Annotated in this window: 19 protein-coding genes; 7 read left to right on the top strand and 12 right to left on the bottom strand. The window is 61.3% G+C overall.

Translation table 11 applies throughout. From position 1 onward, the window contains the following. Window position 1 precedes the first annotated feature (1 nt). From HNR46_RS01075 to HNR46_RS01065, 3 genes are all read left to right on the top strand, one after another. Complete coding sequence (locus HNR46_RS01075; RefSeq protein ID WP_184014958.1) at window positions 2-922, top strand: 2-dehydropantoate 2-reductase; 921 nt, start codon at window positions 2-4, stop codon at window positions 920-922. Window positions 923-953: 31 nt separating this feature from the next. Next, complete coding sequence (locus HNR46_RS01070; protein ID WP_184014956.1) at window positions 954-1,790, top strand: class I SAM-dependent methyltransferase; 837 nt, start codon at window positions 954-956, stop codon at window positions 1,788-1,790. 72 nt (window positions 1,791-1,862) lie between these two features. Continuing rightward, complete coding sequence (locus tag HNR46_RS01065; protein ID WP_184014954.1) at window positions 1,863-2,327, top strand: hypothetical protein; 465 nt, start codon at window positions 1,863-1,865, stop codon at window positions 2,325-2,327. A gap of 106 nt (window positions 2,328-2,433) precedes the next feature. Here HNR46_RS01065 and HNR46_RS01060 read toward each other — a convergent pair whose 3' ends face one another. Both HNR46_RS01060 and ilvC read right to left on the bottom strand, forming a co-directional pair. After that, entirely contained in the window at window positions 2,434-4,089 is a 1,656-nt protein-coding gene (locus HNR46_RS01060) for an MFS transporter (RefSeq protein WP_184014952.1), read from the bottom strand. 221 nt (window positions 4,090-4,310) lie between these two features. Further along, window positions 4,311-5,357 carry a ketol-acid reductoisomerase gene (gene ilvC, locus HNR46_RS01055; RefSeq protein WP_184014950.1) on the bottom strand — a complete coding sequence of 349 codons (1,047 nt, stop codon included), beginning with the start codon at window positions 5,355-5,357 and terminating at the stop codon, window positions 4,311-4,313. A 118-nt stretch (window positions 5,358-5,475) separates the two neighbouring features. Here ilvC and mnmM point away from each other — a divergent pair, with 118 nt between their 5' ends. Next, entirely contained in the window at window positions 5,476-6,033 is a 558-nt protein-coding gene (gene mnmM / locus HNR46_RS01050; protein ID WP_184014948.1) for a tRNA 5-(aminomethyl)-2-thiouridylate-methyltransferase MnmM, read from the top strand. Here mnmM and HNR46_RS01045 read toward each other — a convergent pair. The 10 genes from HNR46_RS01045 to HNR46_RS01000 form a co-directional block, all read right to left on the bottom strand. Then, window positions 5,999-6,673, bottom strand: a complete 675-nt coding sequence (locus HNR46_RS01045; protein ID WP_184014946.1) for a response regulator transcription factor — start codon at window positions 6,671-6,673, stop codon at window positions 5,999-6,001. The two genes, mnmM and HNR46_RS01045, sit on opposite strands and share 35 nt — an antisense overlap. Then, entirely contained in the window at window positions 6,661-8,298 is a 1,638-nt protein-coding gene (locus HNR46_RS01040) for a sensor histidine kinase (protein WP_184014944.1), read from the bottom strand. Before HNR46_RS01040 ends, HNR46_RS01045 begins: the two co-directional genes overlap by 13 nt. 2 nt (window positions 8,299-8,300) lie before the next feature. Continuing rightward, the gene (locus tag HNR46_RS01035; RefSeq protein ID WP_184014942.1) at window positions 8,301-11,243 is read right to left on the bottom strand and encodes an ankyrin repeat domain-containing protein; all 2,943 of its coding nucleotides are present in this window, start codon (window positions 11,241-11,243) and stop codon (window positions 8,301-8,303) included. A gap of 238 nt (window positions 11,244-11,481) precedes the next feature. After that, window positions 11,482-11,913, bottom strand: coding sequence for a nucleoside-diphosphate kinase (ndk, locus tag HNR46_RS01030; protein ID WP_184014940.1), 432 nt, complete (start codon window positions 11,911-11,913; stop codon window positions 11,482-11,484). A 77-nt stretch (window positions 11,914-11,990) separates the two neighbouring features. Then, entirely contained in the window at window positions 11,991-12,560 is a 570-nt protein-coding gene (locus HNR46_RS01025) for a PqiC family protein (RefSeq protein ID WP_184014938.1), read from the bottom strand. Beyond that, a complete protein-coding gene (locus HNR46_RS01020; protein ID WP_184014936.1) occupies window positions 12,557-14,221 on the bottom strand; it encodes a PqiB family protein in 1,665 nt (554 codons plus the stop codon). Before HNR46_RS01020 ends, HNR46_RS01025 begins: the two co-directional genes overlap by 4 nt. Next, window positions 14,218-14,862: a paraquat-inducible protein A gene (locus HNR46_RS01015; RefSeq protein ID WP_184014934.1), complete on the bottom strand. Its 645-nt coding sequence runs from the start codon at window positions 14,860-14,862 to the stop codon at window positions 14,218-14,220. Before HNR46_RS01015 ends, HNR46_RS01020 begins: the two co-directional genes overlap by 4 nt. Further along, window positions 14,859-15,512: a paraquat-inducible protein A gene (locus HNR46_RS01010; protein WP_184014932.1), complete on the bottom strand. Its 654-nt coding sequence runs from the start codon at window positions 15,510-15,512 to the stop codon at window positions 14,859-14,861. Before HNR46_RS01010 ends, HNR46_RS01015 begins: the two co-directional genes overlap by 4 nt. 3 nt (window positions 15,513-15,515) lie before the next feature. Further along, window positions 15,516-17,207, bottom strand: a complete 1,692-nt coding sequence (locus HNR46_RS01005; RefSeq protein WP_184014930.1) for an AAA family ATPase — start codon at window positions 17,205-17,207, stop codon at window positions 15,516-15,518. Between the two features lie 18 nt (window positions 17,208-17,225). After that, window positions 17,226-18,035 carry a hypothetical protein gene (locus HNR46_RS01000; protein WP_184014928.1) on the bottom strand — a complete coding sequence of 270 codons (810 nt, stop codon included), beginning with the start codon at window positions 18,033-18,035 and terminating at the stop codon, window positions 17,226-17,228. Between the two features lie 266 nt (window positions 18,036-18,301). Between HNR46_RS01000 and HNR46_RS00995 the strand changes: the two genes are divergently transcribed. The 3 genes from HNR46_RS00995 to HNR46_RS00985 all read left to right on the top strand — a co-directional run bounded on the left by HNR46_RS00995 (window position 18,302) and on the right by HNR46_RS00985 (window position 20,319). Continuing rightward, entirely contained in the window at window positions 18,302-18,508 is a 207-nt protein-coding gene (locus HNR46_RS00995; RefSeq protein ID WP_184014926.1) for a DNA-directed RNA polymerase subunit omega, read from the top strand. Window positions 18,509-18,546: 38 nt separating this feature from the next. Continuing rightward, on the top strand, window positions 18,547-19,005 hold the full coding sequence (smpB, locus tag HNR46_RS00990) for an SsrA-binding protein SmpB (protein ID WP_184014924.1): 459 nt from the start codon (window positions 18,547-18,549) through the stop codon (window positions 19,003-19,005). An 87-nt stretch (window positions 19,006-19,092) separates the two neighbouring features. Continuing rightward, window positions 19,093-20,319: a lysophospholipid acyltransferase family protein gene (locus tag HNR46_RS00985; RefSeq protein WP_184014922.1), complete on the top strand. Its 1,227-nt coding sequence runs from the start codon at window positions 19,093-19,095 to the stop codon at window positions 20,317-20,319. The last annotated feature ends 49 nt before the right edge of the window (window positions 20,320-20,368 follow it).

Raw genomic sequence — 20,368 nt, 5'->3', positions numbered from 1 at the left:
CATGCATTTGGGAGGAAGAATCGCATTGGTCGGCGCTGGGGCCGTAGGACTTTACTATGGAGCTCGTTTGGCGTTGCAGGGGGAGGACGTGCATTTTTTGCTGCGCTCGGACTACGAAGCGGTGAAGGAGCGAGGCATCGTGATCGAGAGCGTCGATGGCGATGCCGTGCTTGAAGGAGCCAAGGTGTTTCGGTCGCCCGAGGAGATTGGCGAGGTGGACTGGATCTTGGTGGCATGGAAAGCGACGGCGAACGATCAGTTTGAAGAGATCTTGCGACCGATGGTCGGTCCCAACACCCAGGTGGTGACTTTGCAGAATGGTCTCGGCAATTGTGAGCGGCTTGCGGAGTTGTTTGGCGCAGAAAGAGTGTGCGGTGGGTTGTGCTTTGTTTGCATCAATCGTCTGGGGCCGGGGCACGTGAAGCACACGGCAGGTGGCAAGGTCACTTTGGGGGAATGGGTGCCTGAGCCGGGTTTGCCGCGGGCAGAACGGCTATCGGAAGCTTTCCGGCAGGCGGGCGTGGTGTCGACAGCGGTCGAGACTTTGCCGGCGGCTCAGTGGCGGAAGTTGGTGTGGAATTTTCCGTTCAATGGTTTGGCCATCGCGGAAGGAGGAGTGACCACGGATGTGCTGTTGGCGCAGCCGGAAATTGAAGAAGAGATTGCGGGCTTGATGCGGGAGGTGATGGCGGTGGCCCGTGCTCAGGGCTATGCGATGGAGGACAGTTTGGTGGACTTTGAAATCGGCCGCACTCGACCGATGGGTCCTTATCGTCCCTCGAGCATGATTGACTACGTCGAAGGTCGTCCGGTGGAGTTCGAGGCGATTTGGGGTGAGCCGCTGCGACGGGCTTTGTCTTTGGGGGTGGCGGTGCCAAGGATGGAAAAGTTGGCTGCAAGGATTCGCGAGAAGCTGGCTTGAGTGGGGCGGTTTGCTCCCGGACAATCGGCCCATGGATCGGCAACGACGGAGCGGAGAGGGCGGATGGCGCCCGAAGAAAAAAGCGGCGAAAAAAGCACCGTCGAAGGGATGGGACCCGGTGGCTGCTTGGTATGACCAGCTGGTGGGTAAGGGAGGCTCGGATTATCACCAGCATGTGGTGTTGCCGGCGACTTTGGAGATGCTGGGGGACATTTCCGGTTTGCGAGGTCTGGATCTTTGCTGCGGGCAAGGCGTTTTGGTTCCGGAGTTGATGAAAGCGGGGGCGCGTGAAGTGCTCGGTGTCGATGCCAGCCCGCGTTTGATCGAGTCGGCTCAGCGGCGGTTTGAGCGAGATCGCGCGGTGCGATTCGTCGTCGCCGATGCGTGCGCAGAGCCGAGCCCCTGGGCGGATGGGCACTTTGATTTTGCTGCCTGCCTGATGGCGGTCCACGACGTTCCGGACCTGCCGGCGATGGCGCGCAATGCCGCGGCTGCCTTGAAGCCAGGCGGCGAAATGGTGGTCATTTTCATGCACCCCTGTTTCCGGATTCCGCGCCAGACACACTGGGGTTGGGATGAGGGGCGGAGGCTTCAATACCGTCGGGTCGATCGATATGGAGTGGACCTCGAAATTCCGATCAAGACCCATCCTGGCAAAGGAGAGAGCTCGGAAACTTTGTTTTATCACCGGCCGTTGGCGGAGGTGCTGAATGCATTCGGTCAAGCGGGCTTGGCCTTGTTCGGTTGTGAAGAACTCTACAGTCACCGGCGTTCGCAGGCGGGCGGGATCCGAAGCAAAGGCGAGCATCGGGCCGCTCGGGAGTTTCCCATGTTCCTCGGCTTGAAGCTGGTGCGCGCGAGCGACTGAGGGAGAGGGGGCCGGGTTCGCAGGTGATCCTCAAGGCTTGCCCATGGCAGCACGGGGTGATTCCTTGCGCCCGTGCATCTGCGTTTCACGGAACAGGAACTAGCGACATTGGTGGAGATGGTGAGCCTCGCCGCCGATGTCGCTTCGTGGAATCGGAAGCCGGGTTCGGACGACGGCGTTTCCGCCTATGACAGTCTTGAAAACAAGATTCTGGAGAAGGCCCACAATACCGGGCTCAGCGATGCCATCGAATGGGACGAAGAGAAGCAGCGTTTTCAAGTGAAGCCCGAGGCTCAGGACCGGTCGTTCTTCCGGGAATGCTACGAGGAGTTTCGTAATGAAAGCTTCTGGGAGGATCTGGTGCTTCGGCTCTCCGACAGGGACCTTGCCCGGCAGATCGGGTTGGCAAACTGGGAGAAGTTGAGCGAGGAGCAACGGCGGGAGCGCACGGCCGATCTGGAAAAGCGCTACTGGGACGAGTTTTCCAAGAACGGCATCGAGCGGGTGGCGGTGATTTATCCGCCCAGCGAAGGGTGAGAGCCTTCGAGAGGAATGGGTGGAGCCCGCCTCTGCGATGAAAAAAGGCGCGACCTGCGAGAGGTCGCGCCCGAATTTTGGGAAAGCTTGAGCCGGTTGGCCGGGATCAGTAACCCGCAGGTCCTTGCGAACCACCAGAGGCTTCTTCCGGGGTGATGGTGAGCACCTTGTAGCCGCCGATGGACTTGAAGTAGAGCAGGAGCAAGAGGTAGACCGTCGCCATACCGATCGGCAGGATGGCATCGAAGCGGAGGGTTTTGCGGCTACCGGCGATCTCGCTTTCCACCATGGCTTGCTGGCCTGCCGAGCGTTCGCTTTCGGCCAGTTTTTTCGCCTCTTCCAACGCCTTACCGTCCAGGGCGGTCACTTCGGAGAAGCCGAGCCACTTGCTGGGCTTTTCGGAACGGTGGGATTCAAGGACTTCGCTATGGCCGGTTGCGACCATGTGCTCAGCGGTGAAACGGTCCTTGGCGTAGCCCAGGCCGGGTCCACCGAGCTGACCGACCGAGAGCATCCCGATGCCGCCCATGATGCTCATGGCGACGGCGCCGGTGCGCGGGAAACGGTCGCCCACCACAGCCAGCATGGTTGGCCAGAAGAAGGTCTTGCCGATGCTGTAGATGAACATGGCACCGAAGGCCGCGGTGATGCCGTTGACGCCGGCGGCACTGAACAAGCCGACGATCGCAAAGATCGAGCAGACGAAGAGGAGAGCGATCGGGGACAGCTTGAGTTTGTTCTCGATCCAGTGGGAGCAGAAGCGGAGTCCGAACATCATCGCTGAGGCGAAGATGAAGAGAATTTTGCCCTCACTCGGGGTAAGGATGGTGCCGTTGATGTTCTCGATCCAGGAGTCGGTGCCGAGTTCCAGCGAGCCGAGCACGGCGTGGGTGAGGAAGAGGACGAAGAGCAGCCAGTGGCCGATGGCACCGCGGGTGATCACGGCGACCCAGGCGACGAAGCCGATTCCCACCAGCATCGAGAGTCCATTCCAGGCACCGCTCACGAAGAAGTCCGACTGCGTGAGGCCGGCGAGGATGTTCGCACCGAGGGCATCGCGGGTGAACAAGTAGAGCAAGAATCCAGCGACGCTGGCGCCCAGGATGCCGACTTCCTTCATCATTTCACCGAGCGAGAGCCCCTTGGCGGAGGCATCCGATTTCGGGAAACTCTGCCCAAAGAACATCAGACCATACACCACGGTGGGCAGGAGGTAGAGCCCGAGCTGAGCTTTCCACGACCAGTGATTGCCGACGGCCAAGGTGATGAGAGCACCGATGATCATGCCCGCCGGCCAGGAGGCGTGGAGGATGTTCAGGTAGTGGGTGCGGTTCTTGGGGAAAAGGGTGGCCACCAAGGGATTGGCGACGGCTTCAAGGGTGCCATTTGCCAGCGAGAAGATGAAGGTACCGGAAAACAGAAGGAGGAAGGCCGATTGCTGACCCATCTCGGAGGTCGGCATGAGGGTGACGATTGCCGAAAGAACGTGGAGGAGGAAGGCGCTGATGATGAGCTTTCCGTAGCCGATCTTGTCGACAATGACGCCTCCGATGATGATGCCGAAACAGAATCCGGAAAAGCCGGCGCCTCCGATTAAGCCGTTTTGGAGGTTGGTGAATCCGAATTGCTGACTCCAGGTAGCGAGGGTGCCATTGCGGATGGCAAAGCCGACACCGGCGGCAAGGATGGCCGTGAATCCGGCCCATAGGAGTCGTTTGGCATTCGGGGCAATGCCCGAGTCATCGAGGGTAGCTGCTGTCATGGGTTTTGGTCTGGAGTATCGGGGTCTCTAGCGGTCGTCCGTCGCGATGGCAAGTTTCCGCGGCGGAAGGAACGGTGCGGGGGGGCGGGACCTATCGGGAGATGTCGCAAAAATGTGACGAAATGCCGCAGGGAAAGACGCAAAAAACCCGGGCCTCCTGAGGAGGACCGGGTTGGGGAAAGTTGAGATGCTGCGAGAACCGTGCGGCTCCCGGGATCGGCTTACTTGGAGGAGGAGACGTAGCTCGCTTGGGCCGCGCCCTTCTTGAGCTTCTTCTGCTTGATCCAGCTCATGGTGGAGCGGAGCTTTTCACCGACCTTTTCGATCGGGTGAGCGGCTTCGGCCTTGCGGATTTCGTTGAAGCGCTTGCAGCCTTCTTCGTTTTCCTTGATCCACTCGCGGGCGAACTTGCCGGACTCGATGTCCTTGAGTTGCTTTTGCATCCGCTTTTTGACGGAGTCGTTGATGATCTTCGGACCCACGGTGACATCGCCCCATTCGGCAGTCTCGGAGATCGAGAAACGCATGCCAGCGATCCCGGCTTCGTTCATGAGGTCGACGATGAGCTTCAGTTCGTGAAGGCACTCGAAGTAGGCCATTTCCGGTTGGTAACCGGCTTCCACGAGGGTTTCGAAGCCGGCCTTCACGAGCGCCGAAGCGCCACCGCAGAGGACGACTTGCTCACCGAAGAGGTCGGTAACGGTTTCTTCCTGGAAGTTGGTTTCAAAGACACCGGCACGGGTGCAGCCAACGCCGCGAGCCCATGCGAGGGCGATCTTCTTGGCCTTGCCGTCGGCATCGTTGTGGATGGCGATCAGGCCGGGCACGCCCTTGCCATCGACGAATTGGGAGCGGACGGTGTGGCCCGGGCCCTTCGGTGCGACCATGATGACGTTGACGTCGGTCGGTGGCTCGATGGTTTTGAAGTGAACGGCGAAGCCGTGGGAGAAGAGTAGGGTCTTCCCCTTGGTGAGGTTCGGAGCGATGTCTTTCTCGTAGACGGCTGCGATCTTGGTGTCGGGCACGGCAACGAAGATGACGTCGGCGGCTTTGACCGCATCGGCAGTGTCCATCACTTCGAAGCCGAGCTTTTGGGCGACTTCGCGGGACTTCGACTTCTTGTAGAGACCGATGACGACCTTGAGGCCGCTGTCTTTGAGGTTGAGAGCGTGGGCGTGGCCCTGGGAGCCGAAGCCGATGACCGCGAGGGTCTTCTTCTTGATCGGCGTCAGGGTGGCATCCTTGTTGGTGTAGATCTTGGCGGCCATGGTAGTCGTCGTAGTTCTGGATTCGAGGTGTGTGCCTCGGAGGTGAGGGCGGAAGCTGGCGAAAATTGCGCAGGTTTCAAGTGTCAAGTTTTCTGTTTCAAGGCATCGTGCCCCCGAGATGACAAAAAGGGCGACGAATCGTGCGCATGAACAGGTGTCGGAGGTGCTGGGAGAGGGAGGCGTGGCGGTGGATGCGACGGCTGGGAATGGGCATGATACGTTGTTTCTGGCGCGCTTGGTGGGGCCGACCGGTGAGGTCTTGGCATTCGACATTCAGGAGGCGGCGATTGCGGCATCTAAGGCGCGGATGGAAGCCGCGGGTTGTGCGGGATGGGTGAAGTTCTTCCAGGAAAGCCACGCAGAGTTGGCTCATCGAGTGGAGAAGCCGGTGGATGCGGTGATGTTCAATTTGGGGTATCTGCCCGGGGCTGATCATGGCGTGATCACGCGGACGGAGGAGACCTTGCGTGCTCTGGAAGCGGCAAGGTCGGTGGTGCGGCCCGGTGGCGTGGTAACGGTGGTTTGCTATCCGGGGCACCCGGGGGGGGATGAGGAAGCGGCCGCGGTGGTTTCCTGGGCGGAAAGTCAGGATGGGGAAGTCTTTGCCGCAGCCAGAGAAGGCGCTCCGTTTCTGGTGGTGATCAGACCAGGCGATATCCCTCACCTCGAACCGTGAGGAGAAGTTGAGGCCGGGAGGGATCCTCTTCGATGCGTGAGCGCAGGGTCGCAATGAAGTTGTCGACTGTGCGGTTGCTGGGGAAGGCGTGGTAGCCCCAGACGACGTCGAGAAATGTTTCCCGGGTGATGGTTTCCCCACGGCGGGCGATGAGGAGGCGCAGCATGCCGAGTTCTTTGGCCGGGAGTTCTTGGGATGCTCCATCTCGGGTGAGGGTGCCCGTGGCAAAGTTAAGCAGCGAGCGACCGAGCGTCACCTGATCGGGGACGGCGTGGTGGCGTTCTTGGCGGCGCAGGAGTGCACGGACGCGAGCGAGCAGTTCGCGGAGGCTAAACGGTTTGACAAGGTAATCGTCTGCACCGCAGTCGAGGCCCGCGACGCGGTCGTCGACGAGGCTTTTGGCGGTGAGCATGAGGACGGGCATTTCGCGGCCCCGCTGGCGCAAAGCACGGCAAACGGCGTAGCCATCGAGCCGCGGCATCATGACATCGAGAAGGATCAGGTCGAAGGGCTCTGAGCAGGCCAGTTCGAGCCCCGTGACGCCGTCGCTGGCAGCCTGGGTGCGGTAGCCTTCCCCCTTGAGTGTTTCGAGCAAAGCGGTGCGCATGGGCAGCTCGTCTTCGATGATCAGGATGCGCATGGGGATGGGGTGGGTGAACCGCGATGGGCGGTCAGCGGGAGGATCAGGGTGAAGGTGCAGCCGTGTCCGGGCTGGCTATCGATGTGAATGGCTCCGCCATGGGCTTCGACGATGTGCTTGACGATGCTGAGGCCGATGCCAGCGCCCTGAGTTTCGCGACGCAGTTCATTTCCGAGTCGGTGAAAGCGTTCGAAAATGATCGCATGATCGTCTTTGGGAATGCCGGGTCCTTGATCTGTGATGGCGATGGAGAGCGACGGTGGCGCTGGAATTTGATGAGCCGAGACGCGGACGATTCCTCCTTCGGGGGAGAACTTGAGGGCGTTGTCGAGAAGGTTGATCATGGCCTGTTGCCAAGCCGCGGGATCGACGGAGACCACGAGTTCGGGCAATCGGCTTTCGAAAGTGACCTGCCGTTCTTTGGCCTGCGGTCGAAGGAGGTCGATGGCGGCGTGGATGAGGGCCGTGAGATCGGTTTCCTCCATGCGATAGCGTTTCCGCCCGTCCTCAATGCGGGCGAAATCGAGGACGTTTTCGATCAAGTGAGAGAGCCGAGCGCCTTCTCGGGCGATGAGGGTGTGGAATTCGCTGGGATGGGCCACTTTCCCCTGTTGAAGAGCTTCCGCCATCAGGCGGATCGACCCGAGAGGCGCCCGGAGTTCGTGAGACACACTCGATACGAACTGCGATTTTAGCTCGGCGAGCCGGCGTTCGCGGGCGACGGTGCGGTGGATGGTGAAAAGCGCGATGCCGGCGGTGGCCATGGCTCCGGCGAGAAGGGCAAGAGTCCAACGTTGTTGTCGACGGAGAGAAGCCTCAAGCCGCTCTGGGAGAGCGCGAACTTCCAGGAGAAGCGGGATCTCCCTGCCGAGCTTCGCCGTCGCCAGCGATCGGCCATCCGGGGAAGGGTTCGAAAGATTTCCAGCAGCCAAGACCGCCACTTGAAGCCCGGGCGATAAAGGGGGCTGAAGGGTTTGCAGCCACTCTCGAACTTGCTCCGAAGAAAAGAATTCGATGTGGTTTTCGGTGCGGCGGGCCAAGCCCACAGGCGGCGTTGCCTCGCTCGGGAGGGTGTGGATCGCGGGGGGGAGGATCGACCAGATGTTTGCGGGAAGTGGCTGCGTTTGGCGGCGAATTTCCTCGTCGCGTCGCCAGTTGGATTGGACCTCGGTGGTGGTGCCGAGCTGAGTCAGAGCGGGCGCCGTCAGTGCGGAGGGCGCCGACTCGGTCAGGAGCTGAATCAATGATTGGCGATCCTGAGTGTTGGGGAAGAGGGCTTCGATGCGCAACGCAGCGAGCGCTCGAAGGGGCAATCCTGAAGCCGAAGTTCCTGCATCCTCGTCGTCGCGCAGCGCGTTGAGAACATCGAGATCATCGGATTGTAGGTGTTCCTCTTGCGGCGAGGTCGGTCCAGGGCTGGGTGGATGCGGGTAGATTGGAATCAGGCGAAAGGAGGAAGCAATCTCAGCGGTGAGGCTTTGTGCGAGTTGGGGGGCGAGAAGCTCGGCGTTGTCTCTGGCGTCGGTCCATGCTGCCTTGATTTGCACGCGAGTGCCCCACCAGGCGAGGGTGGCAAGGAGCACCAGCGGCCCAAGAACTGCGAGATAGAGCCAGCGCAGTGACATGGTCAGCGATTGGGGGTGGGCGGGACGACGACTCGGGGGCGGGGAGTTCGTTCGGAGGGCCTGGTATTCGGAACGACTTTTTGAGTGGCCTTGAGTGGGGCCTCCGTGAGCAGCCGGTCACCGCTTTTGATATAGTAGTTGTAGAGGGGTGCGTCTTGGCTGTCTCCTTCACGCTCGATGGAAGTGAGCCTGCCCCCGACTTGTTCGGCCAGGCTTCCGTGGGGAGCTGGCACGCGATCGAAATATCGGAAGGTGGGGAAGCCGACTTTGGGGAGAAGTGGCAGCCATCCCACTTCGGTCTCCTTCCATTCGACCGGCTGCCAGTTGAGGCGAAGAAGTCTCGGGTTTTCGTTCCGAGGAAAGATCTGAACGCTCCCCGATAGGACCCCATGGAAGAATCGAGCCGTGGCCGCTGAGAAGCCCCTCCATGGCAGCGAGTCATCGTCCTTCAGGGAAAGCTCCACGATGTCGCCCGGTTGAAGGGAGATGTCGGCCTCGCGCACATCATCAGCGGTGGTTTCAGGGGTGCAGGCGGCGATCGCCTTTTCCCAATCGACGTGCAAAACCTCCTCCGTTTCATCGTCTTTCAATCTTCGAATGACGATCGAGGAGAAATCCGGATGAGGCAGGCTCCATGCATAGGGGACGTTGGCCTGTTCCCACGGACGGGGATAGGCGGAAGTGTCAAAGGCGGTCGCATAGGCTTCGGCGATCAGCGAAGCCAGAGTGGGAAGAGTGAAAGGGGAGAATCCCTGGTCCGAGCGGTAGGACAGGGAGGAATGAATCGCGCACGGAGTGTCGGGAAACAGAAGATGGACGTAGCTTTGACGATTCTTTTTGAACCGGTGTTCCGCCTCTTGCGGGCTCAGTGTGTTTTCCAGCCGCAAGTGATCTCCTGCCTGCAGATGGAAACCTTGGTCTCCCCAGGTCCAGATAATGTCACCCCAGCCTTCCCGGCGGATGACGACCCTGGCAGTGGAGGCTACCGGGAATGGATTCCAGAGCATGGGGGCGACTTGAGCGAGATCGCCATGGGGAAGAACGTCGCGCGTGGGGTCATAGACCAGCACATCCCCCCGGAGCTGGAAGTTGCGGTTGGAGCCAGCGATTTCGGCGGTGATGGGGAGGTCGATGCGCTTCCTGAGATTCCATCGAAACTCGGGAGCGCGCATCTCAGGAGAGGTCGATGCAGGGTCCGCTGTGGAGCGCAATTCGATGACATCTCCCCACTGCAGCGGGGGTAGTGTTCGGTCGCTGGCAAGGTCGAAAAGAAGCGACTCCAGTGGACCCTCATTCGGGCTTCGCCAGCGTCGCCATTCGAGCTTGTTCCCAGCGAAGACATCCTCAAACGCCGAGATGAGCTCCGGATGGAGAAGCAGTTGATGAAGGGGCGGAGGCATTGAGGACTCGGCGGGCGAAGCCAGGGGGAGGACGAGCTGAGATTGCCGGGAGAAAAACGTGATGGCGGATCGGCGGGTGAGCTCGGGCAAAGTGAAGGCTTCGTCGAGGACCACCCGAGCATTGCCCGCCGCATCGGGCATCCCCTGTTTCCGCCATTCCTCAGCCGGGGAGAACCCTTGCTGAATCAGAAACTTGAGGATCTCGAGGGCATCGGGCCCTAGATCACTTTTCTGTAAACGGTTCCGGTTGCTGGGGGAGGTGGCGACGAGGCGAAGGAGATCGCCATCTTCGGTCGACTCCCGGGCTCCGGCGTCCAGGATCCGGGTGATGATTTTCAGGTTTCCGGTCCGCACTGCCGCGCGGAGAATGCCGGGGTGTTGGGCGGAGGCACCGGCATCGAGGAGCAGCAGGGCTTGGGACTCATGCTTGCGGTCCAAGGCCATGTGAAGCGGAGTCATCGGCCACTTTGGGGACTCTCCGGGGGACGCGGAGTCGCTTTCCGCAAGAGGGGCCGTGAGCGCTTCCAGCTGCGCACCCTTTTTGATGAGAAACTGGAGGATGTCGGGCTCTTGATTCCAATAACTCGCCACGTGGAGGGGAGTGAAGTGACTGACGGAAGTGGCCAAGTTGGGATCCGCTCCATGGTCGATCAGCAAGTGGACGAGGGATTCGCTTTCTCGAATGGCATGATGGAGGGGGGCTTCCGACTCGCCATGATTCGGGTCGGGCACCATGAAATTGGGATCGGCGCCGTGCTTGAGCAGCAAGGTAGCGAGGTCGACTCGATGATGCGAGATGGCGAGGTCGAGAGTCGATTGGAGGTGAGAGCGATCTCCTGAAAGGGAGGCGGGAGCATCGGCAAAATCGGGGTTGGCTCCCGACTCGAGTAACAGGGTGGCCAGTTCGGGGAAACCCGCTTCGATGGCCCGAAAAAGCGCGGCGTCCTTGGCGGGAGCATCCGGGGCGGGTTCTTGTTCGAGGAGGTGACGAACGATCGAGAGATGTCCTGCTTTCGCGGCCAAGGAGAGCAGGCGAGCAGGGTCCGCAGCATTGCCGCACTCTTCGAGAAACTGCAGCGAGGGGAGATCCCCCCGGGTGGCGGCCTCTTCCGCATGCCGGGACTGTTGGACGAGATCGGGGCTGGAGCGGGCGAGGGCCTGCAGTTCCTGGAGGTGGACGAGGTTGGGGTCTTCCGCCGGGGCGCCTTCAGGGAGCTTGCCGCCCAGTTCCACCAAGTGCTGGCGCGCAAGCTGGGTTTCTGCGACTGCGGTGGAGTAGTCACGGAGGAGTTGCTGATAGAGGGCCGCGGCGGTCTCCTTGTCGCCCTGTTCGCGACGGATCTCCGCGAGGCGGAACAGGGCACTGGCGGCGATGGGGCGATGGGCTTCGATACGCTTGAGAACCTGCTGATACTGCTCAGCAGCTTTCGCGAGATCGCGAGCCACCTCTTCCGCATAGAGAGCATCCCGCAGGAGATCGTCGAGGGGGGCTTCTTCCGCATGCAGCGGGAGGAGAAACAAGGCAAGCAAGGCGAGGCGTTTCATGGCAGCATGGGAGCAGAATGCCGGATTCTGATTGTCATGGAATCGTCATGAATGGAGGGAGATGCGGTCGGGCTGTCGAGGGAGAAGCGCCCCTCCTCGTCTCCGCTCGATCGAGGGAGGAAGAGGATTCAAGTTAGGGAGGTGCTCAGAAATGCCAAACGGCCGCTGCCCGGAAAGGGAGCGGCCGTGGTGGGAAAGAAAATCGCGGGAGGAGTCCCAGCGAGCGAGGCGGCGTGGATCAGAAGATTTCGCCTTCGCCAAAGAAGCGCTTGAGCTCGGCTTCGGCGGCCTCAGGGCTGTCGGAAGCATGGCAGACGTTCCGCATTTTGGCATCGCCTTCCTTGTCGCCGAAATCACCGCGAATGGTGCCAGCCGCCGCCGCTTTGGAGTCGGTCGGGCCGAGGAGATCGCGAACTTTGGAGATCACGTCGTCGCCTTCGAGGGCGAGGGCAATCACGGGAGTCTCCTGCATGAATCCGCGCACGTCCGGGAAGAACGGTTTGTCGGCAATGTGGGAGTAGTGCTCGGCGAGAATTTCATCGCTAAGCTTCATCATCTTGAGGCCGCGGACCTTGAAGCCAGCCTGTTCGTAGCGGGAGAGCACGGTGCCGACGAGGTTTTTGGCCACGGCGTCGGGTTTGAAGAGAATGAGAGTCGTCTCGAGAGCCATGGCGCGGAGTTACGGGGGTGGGGCGACCGTAGCAAGTCCTTTCGGGCGGGGAGCAGGATAAGCGCAGGGAACGCCGCTTAGAGCGAACTGGCAATCTGATCGGAGAGGCGGGCGAGCAGTCGGGATTCGGCCGCTGCCAGGGCATTGTAGCCATCGGATTCGAGGGCTTCGACTCCGGACCAGTTCCGTGAGCTGACCAAGCGACGGTCGGGCAGGGAGTAGACCTGCCACACGGCGTCGAGCACGGCATCACCCTCGTCGTTGCCGTGGAGCTGGCGGATGTCGACGACGATCTGGTAGGACAAGCCGTGGTCGTCGACCCATGGATAGGAGCGGATATTGCCGGAATGTTTGCGGCGGCCGAGATTCGTGGCCAGGACCTGGGCGATGTTTTCATCGAGTTCTCCGGCCCAGCGGTGAGCCTCGGCTACGGCCAGACTGTTGCCCTGCTGTTGGAAGACCAGGTTGTCGCGATCAAGGTAGGCGGGAATGGTCACCGGGCCGACGCCGATGCCAACACCGCCCCCATTCGGAGCCGGACCCTCTGCCGTGAGGATGTAGTAGTGATTGGCATCCGCGCAGTGCGAAAGGAGGAGCGCGGGGAGACTCAGCACAGCACTGAGAAGGCATCGGGAAAGGACATTCATCGGCGGGCGCGGGGAATGGGATCGCCTGGGGTTTCGCGGCCGAAGAGCAGCGAATTGGGCTTTTGATCCACGGTGTTAGAAAGTTTGTCGAAGGACCGAGCGGCCGCCCGGATTTCATCGAGGGCACGGCGCAAGTCTCCCTGCAGGGCGCCATTCGGGCCGAGCGAATTCACTGAGGTTTGGAGCTCCGCGAGGGTCTTGTTGATCTCGGCGGTGAGGTTCTGCGTGGAGTCGGAGGCGAGGAGGGTCTTCGCTTCATTGACGGTCTCCTCGATCGTGGCGAGGGTCTTTCGGGCCTCGGCGACGGTATCGGTGGCTTCATCCGCAGCATGGCCGAATTTCGCGAGAGTGTCATCGAGCGGCAGAGCTTCGATTTTGGCGAGGATGCGATTGAGGCGGTTTTGGATCTCTGCGAGGCCGCCCGGAGTGGAGGGAACCACGGGCAAGCCTTGAACCGTTTCGATGGTTTCGGGGATCTCGGTGGGATCGAGCTCGAGGGAGATGTAGAGGGCACCGGTGATGATCGAGGCGGAGGCGAGCTTGGCGTGCAGGCCGCGTTGGATTGCCATTCTCAGGTCAAAATCTTGGCCCTCGGTGAGATCGGGCTCCAGGGTGCGGCGCAGCACCTCCGATTCGAGTTCGATCAATACGGGGATGCGGGTGTCGCCGGGTTCCGCGAGTTTGAAGGAAATATCGATGACGCGACCGATAGGAATCCCGTGAAACTCGATGGAGGCCCCTCGTTGAAGGCCTCGGATCGACGTGTCGAAGAGCAGGATGGCTCGGGTGTCGGCGAGGTAGTAGGCGTCCTCCGCCGAGTTCTGGTCGTCGTAAAGGGTGAAGGTGTCGCCGTCATCTGCCGCGGGGCTGTCCTTGAGCTCAGATGGGGTGGAAAAGGTGGCACCGCCAGTCACCAGAGCCTGAACCGAGGGGGTGCGGAATTTGAAACCATCGGAACCGGCGGTGACGTCGAATCCACTGTTGTTCCAGAACCGAGTGCCCTTGCGAACCAGGTCTGCATACTTCTCGCGAATCAGTACGCGGAACTCGACCCGCTCGGTTTCCACGTCGAGGATGCGTCGTTCCACTTTGCCCACTTCGAATCCGAGGTAGTAGATCGGCGAGCCGACCGAGAGCGACCCGGCTTCCTTGGCTGTGAGGGTGAGGCGGAGACCGGGGACCGTGAGACTGGTGACTGGTGGCTCCTCAAGGCCGACGAATTCATCGGAATGCTTCTTCACGGTGCCGGGATCCAGCTCGATGTAAGCTCCGGTGATCAGGGTGCCGAGACCGGAAACGGCACTTGTGGAGACCCGGGGACGCACCACCCAGAAGCGGCTGTCGGCCCGGAGCAAATCGCTGTAGGCAGGTTTCACGCGGATCTGCACCTGCGTCTTGAGCTGCTTGGTGAGGCTCACGACTTCCACCATTCCAACGGGCACCGAGCGGCAGCGCAGCTCGGTTTTTCCCGAGGCGATCCCTTCCGCTGTCTCGAACTGAACGGAGACCAAGGGGCCGCGATCGACATTGTTTTTCCACAGCAGCCAACCTGCGAGGGCCAAGGCGACGATGGGAACGACCCACACGCTGCTGATCCGACGCCGGGGACGAACGGAGGCGCGGAATTCTTCGGTGGGTGGGGATGGTGGGACGTCGGTCATGCGGTGCGGCGCTGGTGATCCCACAGCAAGCGTGGGTCGAAGCTCATGGCGGATAGCATGGTCAGAATCACGACCGTCGCAAAGGAAATGGCGGCCGGACCCGGAGTGATGGTCATGAGATTGCCGAGGCGGACAAGGCAGACGAGGATGGCGACGACGAAAACGTCGACCATCGACCAGCGGCCGACCAGCTCGGTGATGTGATAGGCAAGGGCGTGGGAGTGGGGCGATCCCGCGGCGCGCCCGGTGGCGGCCAGGCAGAGCCAGCAAAGGGAGACGATCTTCAGGATGGGGATCAGCACCGAGGCGGTGAAGATGATAATCGCTACCGGATAGGAGCCGGATTTCCAAAAAGTGATGACCCCGCCGATGATCGTCGATCCACCGGTGGACCCACCGGCCGAACTGGTGCCGACGCCATCCACGATCATGACCGGCAGGGCCATGGCGGGGATGTAGAAGGCGATGGCTGCGACGAGCAGGGAAAGGGTGCGGGCGAGGCTCTGGGGTTTGCGCAGATGGAGACGTTTGCCACAGCGCGGGCAATGCTCGACTTCCTGCGGGCTGAGCTTGCCGCAGCACGAGCAACTGGCGAGACCTTGGTCGATGGCAAAGGAGCCTTTGGAAACGCCGGGATTCATGAGGACAGCTTGGCCACTTCGATGCGATCCCAGAGTTCCCGGCGGTCGATGCCGCCGAGCGCTGCCGCCAAGCAGAAGACGACCGCGGAAAGCGCCCACAGGCCGGTTTCAAAATGAATTTCGGCGAGGTGGCCCAATTTCAGCAAGGAGACGATGAAGCCGAGGAGAAAGACTTCGAGCATCGACCACGGTTCAGAAAGTTGAATCCAGCGGGAAATGGTCACCGTGCCGGGCAGCGCCTTGCCCCGCATCAGGGGGGCGCAGACATAGAGCAATCCACAGGCGAGCACCGCCGGTGCGACGATGGTGAAGAGCACCGTCAGGATCGACAGCAGGAAGGCGCCATCGAGATACAGGGCGCGAGCAGATTCCCAGAGACCCAGGCGGGTGCGATTGCCCGCGGCTTCCATGGTGAGGAAGGGGAAGGCATGCGCCAGCACCATGAAAAAGATCGCCGCCAGAGAGAAGCCGACGCAGCGCGAGAGGGATCGCGGACGATTGCGGTAAAGCTCCTCGCCGCAGTGTCCGCACAGCGCGGCCTCACCCTCACGCAGCCGCGGTGCAGGCTGCAGGGCATCGCAAAACGGGCAGGCGACCTGCTCGTGACGATGGAGCCGGGGCCATGGCAGTCCTGGGTGATGGCGGAACATGAATTAGGCTTCGCTGGGCGGGGGTGTCGCCTGATGAAGCGTGATTTGGGTGAAGGGGATGCCCCAGCCGTGTTCGTTGCACAATTCGACACAGGTGCGCTGGATCACGCGCTCAAGGATATTGCGGCTGCGGGCAACTTCGCCACTGAAGTCTGCGAGGATCGCATAGTCGAGCGAGGATGCACCTGCGGAACGGAATTCCACCTTCACACTTTTCACGTTTTCCCGCTCCACGGAGGCGACCAAAGCGCGGTGAATGCCACGGACGAGGATTTCCGGAACTTCGGTGGTGGCGATGGCCTGGTGATTGTAATCGATGCCGAAGGAGGTGGAGATGCGATAGCCCTTCGAGAGATTCTCCGGAGCCAGGGCGAGGAAATCAGGGATGGCATATTGTCGGCGGCTCCCGCCGAGCTGGAGGAGCACGACGCATTCCGGGGTGAGGGTCAGGATCTTGCCAAACACCCCATCGGAGAGCAGCACCCAATCGTCTTCGGAGCAGGGAAACCACGGCTCCTTACGCTGGAGGGGCCGCGAGCGCAGCCCAATCACTTCACGGATCGGCAGACGCAGCACGAAATCGCCAAGCTGCGGATTCCGGAATCCACAGTAGAAGCCGAGGGTTTCGACTTTCCAGGGGATGCCGTCGATGAAGATCCGTTCGCCTTCACGGACCGAGCCGAGATTGAGAATCGTGCGGATTTGCTCGGCGTACGGCAGGATGGAATTGCGGGAGGCGATCACCGTGGCGGCGATCACAATGGTGGCAATCGAGAGCAGCAGCCAATCGCCGCGGAAGTAGAGCACCAACAGCGAGGCAAAGGTGGCGAAAAGCCCGATCAAAAGCCCGGCGAGAAGGTCGAGAAGTCGGGCATAGACGGGGACATTCTCGCGTTTGTGGAGGGGACTGTGGCGGCGGAGCAGCGCGTGAAGCCGGCGACCGATCAGAAACACCCCGAGAAACGCGAGAATGGAAAGGAGAAGATTGAGGCCTTTGCCGCGCCAAAAGCCGGACACTCCTCGCGACAGCGATTCGACAAAACCTTCATTGTCGTTTTCCCGTTCAGCCAGCCTCGCCTGAAGAGCTTCGAGTTCCCCCTTCGCTTCGGTGCGGCGTGTTTCCCAAAGCTTGCGAACCTCTTCGAGTTGGGTGGCCATTTCCGGGCCCAACTGCTCGTCTGGCGGATATCCGGTCATGCGCTCCAGGGCGCGCTGGGCGAGGGTCAGGCGGGTTTCCCAGTTGGTGATGTCTTCCCGCAATTCGGAAATCTCCCGTGGGCCGGAGGTGGCACTGCGGAGCTGCTCAAGAATCGGGCTGAGAACGTCCTGAAACTCCTCATTCAGGGTGCGCGGTGCGGAAGGCTCCCGGGCCCAGGAATCTTCCGGAACACCGGAGGCGAGCGATCGGATGTTAGCGCGGATCTCGCGGATGCGGGCCCGCTTTTCGGTGATTTCTCGCTCGATCTCGGTCTTCTCCTCATCGGTGAGAGATTTCTCCAGATCGGCACGTCGTGCCGCCATCGATTTCTGCTCCTGCTCCAGAAGCGGCAACTGAGCTTCGATCGCCGAAAGATTGCGGCGGGTGGCGGATTCCTCCTGAGTTTCCTGCCGGGCCTCCTGAGCGACCGAAGACAGAACGGCTCCCAGCGAGAGAGTCAGGCAGCAGACGAGGAAGCGAAGGCGAAGGCGGGGCATGACGAGGCAGCGCAGAAATCAGAGAGGGCGGGCGTAAGTATCGCAACGGTTGAACCAACCCGCCTTCCAGCGCCCCTCGCCACGCTCGGCGGGAGCCTGGGCAATGCGGCGACCCAACACCCGCTTGGCGGAGGCCGCAAATTCGGCGGCGGCAGGCTGCCCGGAAGGCACCTCCGCCATGCCGGCTAACACCTGCAGCAGTCCCCAACCTTGGCCTTGATAGCGCTCGCCAGGGTGAGTGCCTTCGCCCTTGAAGTTGACGTAGTCGATGAGCGCATACTGGCCGTTCGCGGTGGTCGCGACCTTTTGATAGTTGCGTTCGATGCGCGGGCGGTCGGCTGGGGTGGCAGCTTGCAGAATCTTCGGCAGGGAGGCGCGGGATCGGGCGATGATGAAGTCGGTCTGCAATTCCACATGACCGGCCAGCCATTGGCGGAGTTGGTTCAGATCGGGACGACGGAACGCTGCCTGAAAGGCCGCACGGTTCGCCCAGGGTGCATCCGCTTGGCGGCCGATCGGTGGCACCGGGGTGCCTCGCTGGGCGGCATAGGCGGCAAAGCGGGGCCAGCTTTCATCAAAGGGCCCGGAAACCCCGGCGGGATACCAAATGAAATGACCAATCCCGAGAGAGGGGAAGTTCTCCCCACCATTCCAAGACGTCAGACCGTCGACCGTGCCACCGCATTCGTTCTGCCAGATTTTCCGGCCAATCGCCGCTTTGTGGGCGGGCGCCAGCGACGAAGACTGACCGGCGGCGGGAGCAGGAGCGGTGGGGCCGCAGGCGGCCAAAGTGAGAGCGAGGAGAGCGGCGAGGCGCGAAACGTGCATGGAACGAAACTAAGAGAGGGACCCGGGAATCGGCAAGGAGAGTGATCGTGAAGCGCTTACACCCGCGAAATCGTGCCGCAAGGGGCCTAAATCTCGTTTCTGCAGGGAAAATAACTCATGTGCCCGAGTTTCGTCTTGTCAAGTGCCCCGAAAGCCCATTTCCTCCGCGTCCCGGCCGCGGAATGGCCGGCTGGCTTGGCATGTCTCAAGACAATATCATCCCGTTCGAGCAGCCGAAGCCCCATTCCCGGTTTGCAGGCACACCCATGAAAAGCGATCTTGTCGAGAAGGCGTCTGAAGTCGTGAGCGATCCCCTGGTTCTCATCAATATGGTTTCCAAGCGGGTCCGCCAGTTGAACAGCGGTCGTTCGCCTCTGATCCCGACGGTCCCTAGCATGGGTGCCGCTGATATTGCCCTTCAGGAAATCATTGAAGGCAAAATCCGTCTCACTGGCGAACCGATCAACGGCTGAGGCTTGCGGCCCGGGCCATCAGGTCCATTGTGCCATTCATGAGCGCCGATATTGCTAACAACCGCAAGGCGCGCCGCGACTTCCACATTTCGGAGACCTACGAGGCAGGTCTCGAGTTGAAGGGCACCGAGGTGAAGTCGATCCGCGAAGGAAAGGTGAACATCGCCGATGCCTTCGCGCGCATCGATCGGGGGCAGATGTTTCTCTATGGCTGCCACATTCAGCCTTGGGAAACTGCTGGAAAGTGGTTTCAGCACGATATCCGCCGGCCCCGGCGCCTGCTTCTCCACAAACAGGAGATCCACAAGCTGGAGCACGCCATGGAGGTCAAAGGTTCGACCCTGCCATGCCTCCGCATGTACTGGAAAAACGGCCGGGTGAAAGTCGAACTGGGTGTCGGTAAGGGCAAGACCCACACCGATCAGCGCCACGACCTGAAAAAGAAGGTCGAACTGCGCGAGGCCCAGCGAGAAGTCGCCCGTTTCAACCGGCAGTGACAGCCCATTCGGGCACCGGCAGCAGCGATCGCCTCAGCGACTCCTGCGAAGCTTGAATCTCGGTCGCGAGATTCCGACACTCCCGGAATGCGTCGCTTGAGGAGTGATCGTCCCTATACTTTTTGTCCGCCCGCTGTGCGGCCATGGTTCCGTCCGCTCGGTTTGGCGGCAAATCGCTACCACTTTCTCCGCCGGAAGTATCAGGTCGATCAGGTGGAAGACGCGGGCTTTGACGCCGTGCGGGCACGGGTCGATGCCGGTGATGCGGTGTTGCTGGCCCCCAACCACGCGGACCATTCGGATCCCCATCTGATGATCGAAATGGGCCGCCGCCATCGCCTCGGTCTCCATTTCATGGCGGCCCGGGAGGTCTTTGAAATTTCTCCTGTCACCGCCTGGTCGCTGCAGGCCATGGGCGTCTTTTCCGTGGATCGCGATGGCCCCGACCTTTCCTCGATCAAAACCGCCATCGGCTTGCTGGAACGCGGCCAGCCTCTCGTGATCTATCCGGAAGGGGAAATCTACCACCACCATGAACGACTCGACCCGCTGATGGAAGGCGTGGCGTCGATTCTCCTGAAGGCCGCAGGCCGACTCCCGGCGGGGCGCAAGGCGTGGTTGTTTCCTGTGGGAATTCAGTTCCAGCACCGTCCCGAAGTGGAGGCCACCTTCGATGCGCGACTGTCGCGCTTGGAAGATCGGATCGGCTGGACCCCGCGGCCTGCCATGGCGACCGATGATCGAATCATCCGTCTGGGCACCGGCGTCTTGGCGCTGAAGGAGACCGAATTCCTCGGCGAAGCGGGGCAGGGGGGGCTCCAATCCCGCTTGGAACAACTTTGCGAACGCCTGCTAGCAGGGGCCGAGGACCACCATGGTCGCGACCCGCGAGCTGTGACCGCTCCCGAGCGGGTCCGTTCGTTGCGCTACCGCATTCGCCGGCAGTTGCTGAACTCCGACCGTCCACCATCGGCGGAGGAAAAGCGCCGCATGCTCGACGACCTCGATGCGGTGTTCACCGCGCTGCAGGCCCACAGCTACATTGGCGATTACCTACTTTCCCACCCCAGCTTGAATCGACGGGCAGAGACCCTGATGAAACTGGAGGAGGATCTCTTCGGCTTTCCGACCTATCCGTGCCCACGCGACGCGCGAGTGGTGGCCGATGCTCCGATTGCGGTCAGCGATCTACTGGAAAGCGGGGATCTTCCCCAAAAGGGCGGTGCCGGGCCTTTGACCTCGCTCCTCGAGAGCCGCTTGACCCAACTCTTGCCAGTGCCCAAGGATGCGGCGTCGGCGAGCCAGCCGGAATAGCGGAGCCTTCGGGCCGAAGGGCTTCCAGATGACCTCCTTGGCGTGAATC

The sequence above is a fragment of the Haloferula luteola genome, from assembly GCF_014201715.1.
Taxonomy (GTDB): domain Bacteria; phylum Verrucomicrobiota; class Verrucomicrobiia; order Verrucomicrobiales; family Akkermansiaceae; genus Haloferula; species Haloferula luteola.
Note: the sequence above shows the minus strand (reverse complement) of the source record. Positions and strands in the feature narration are given on the sequence as shown.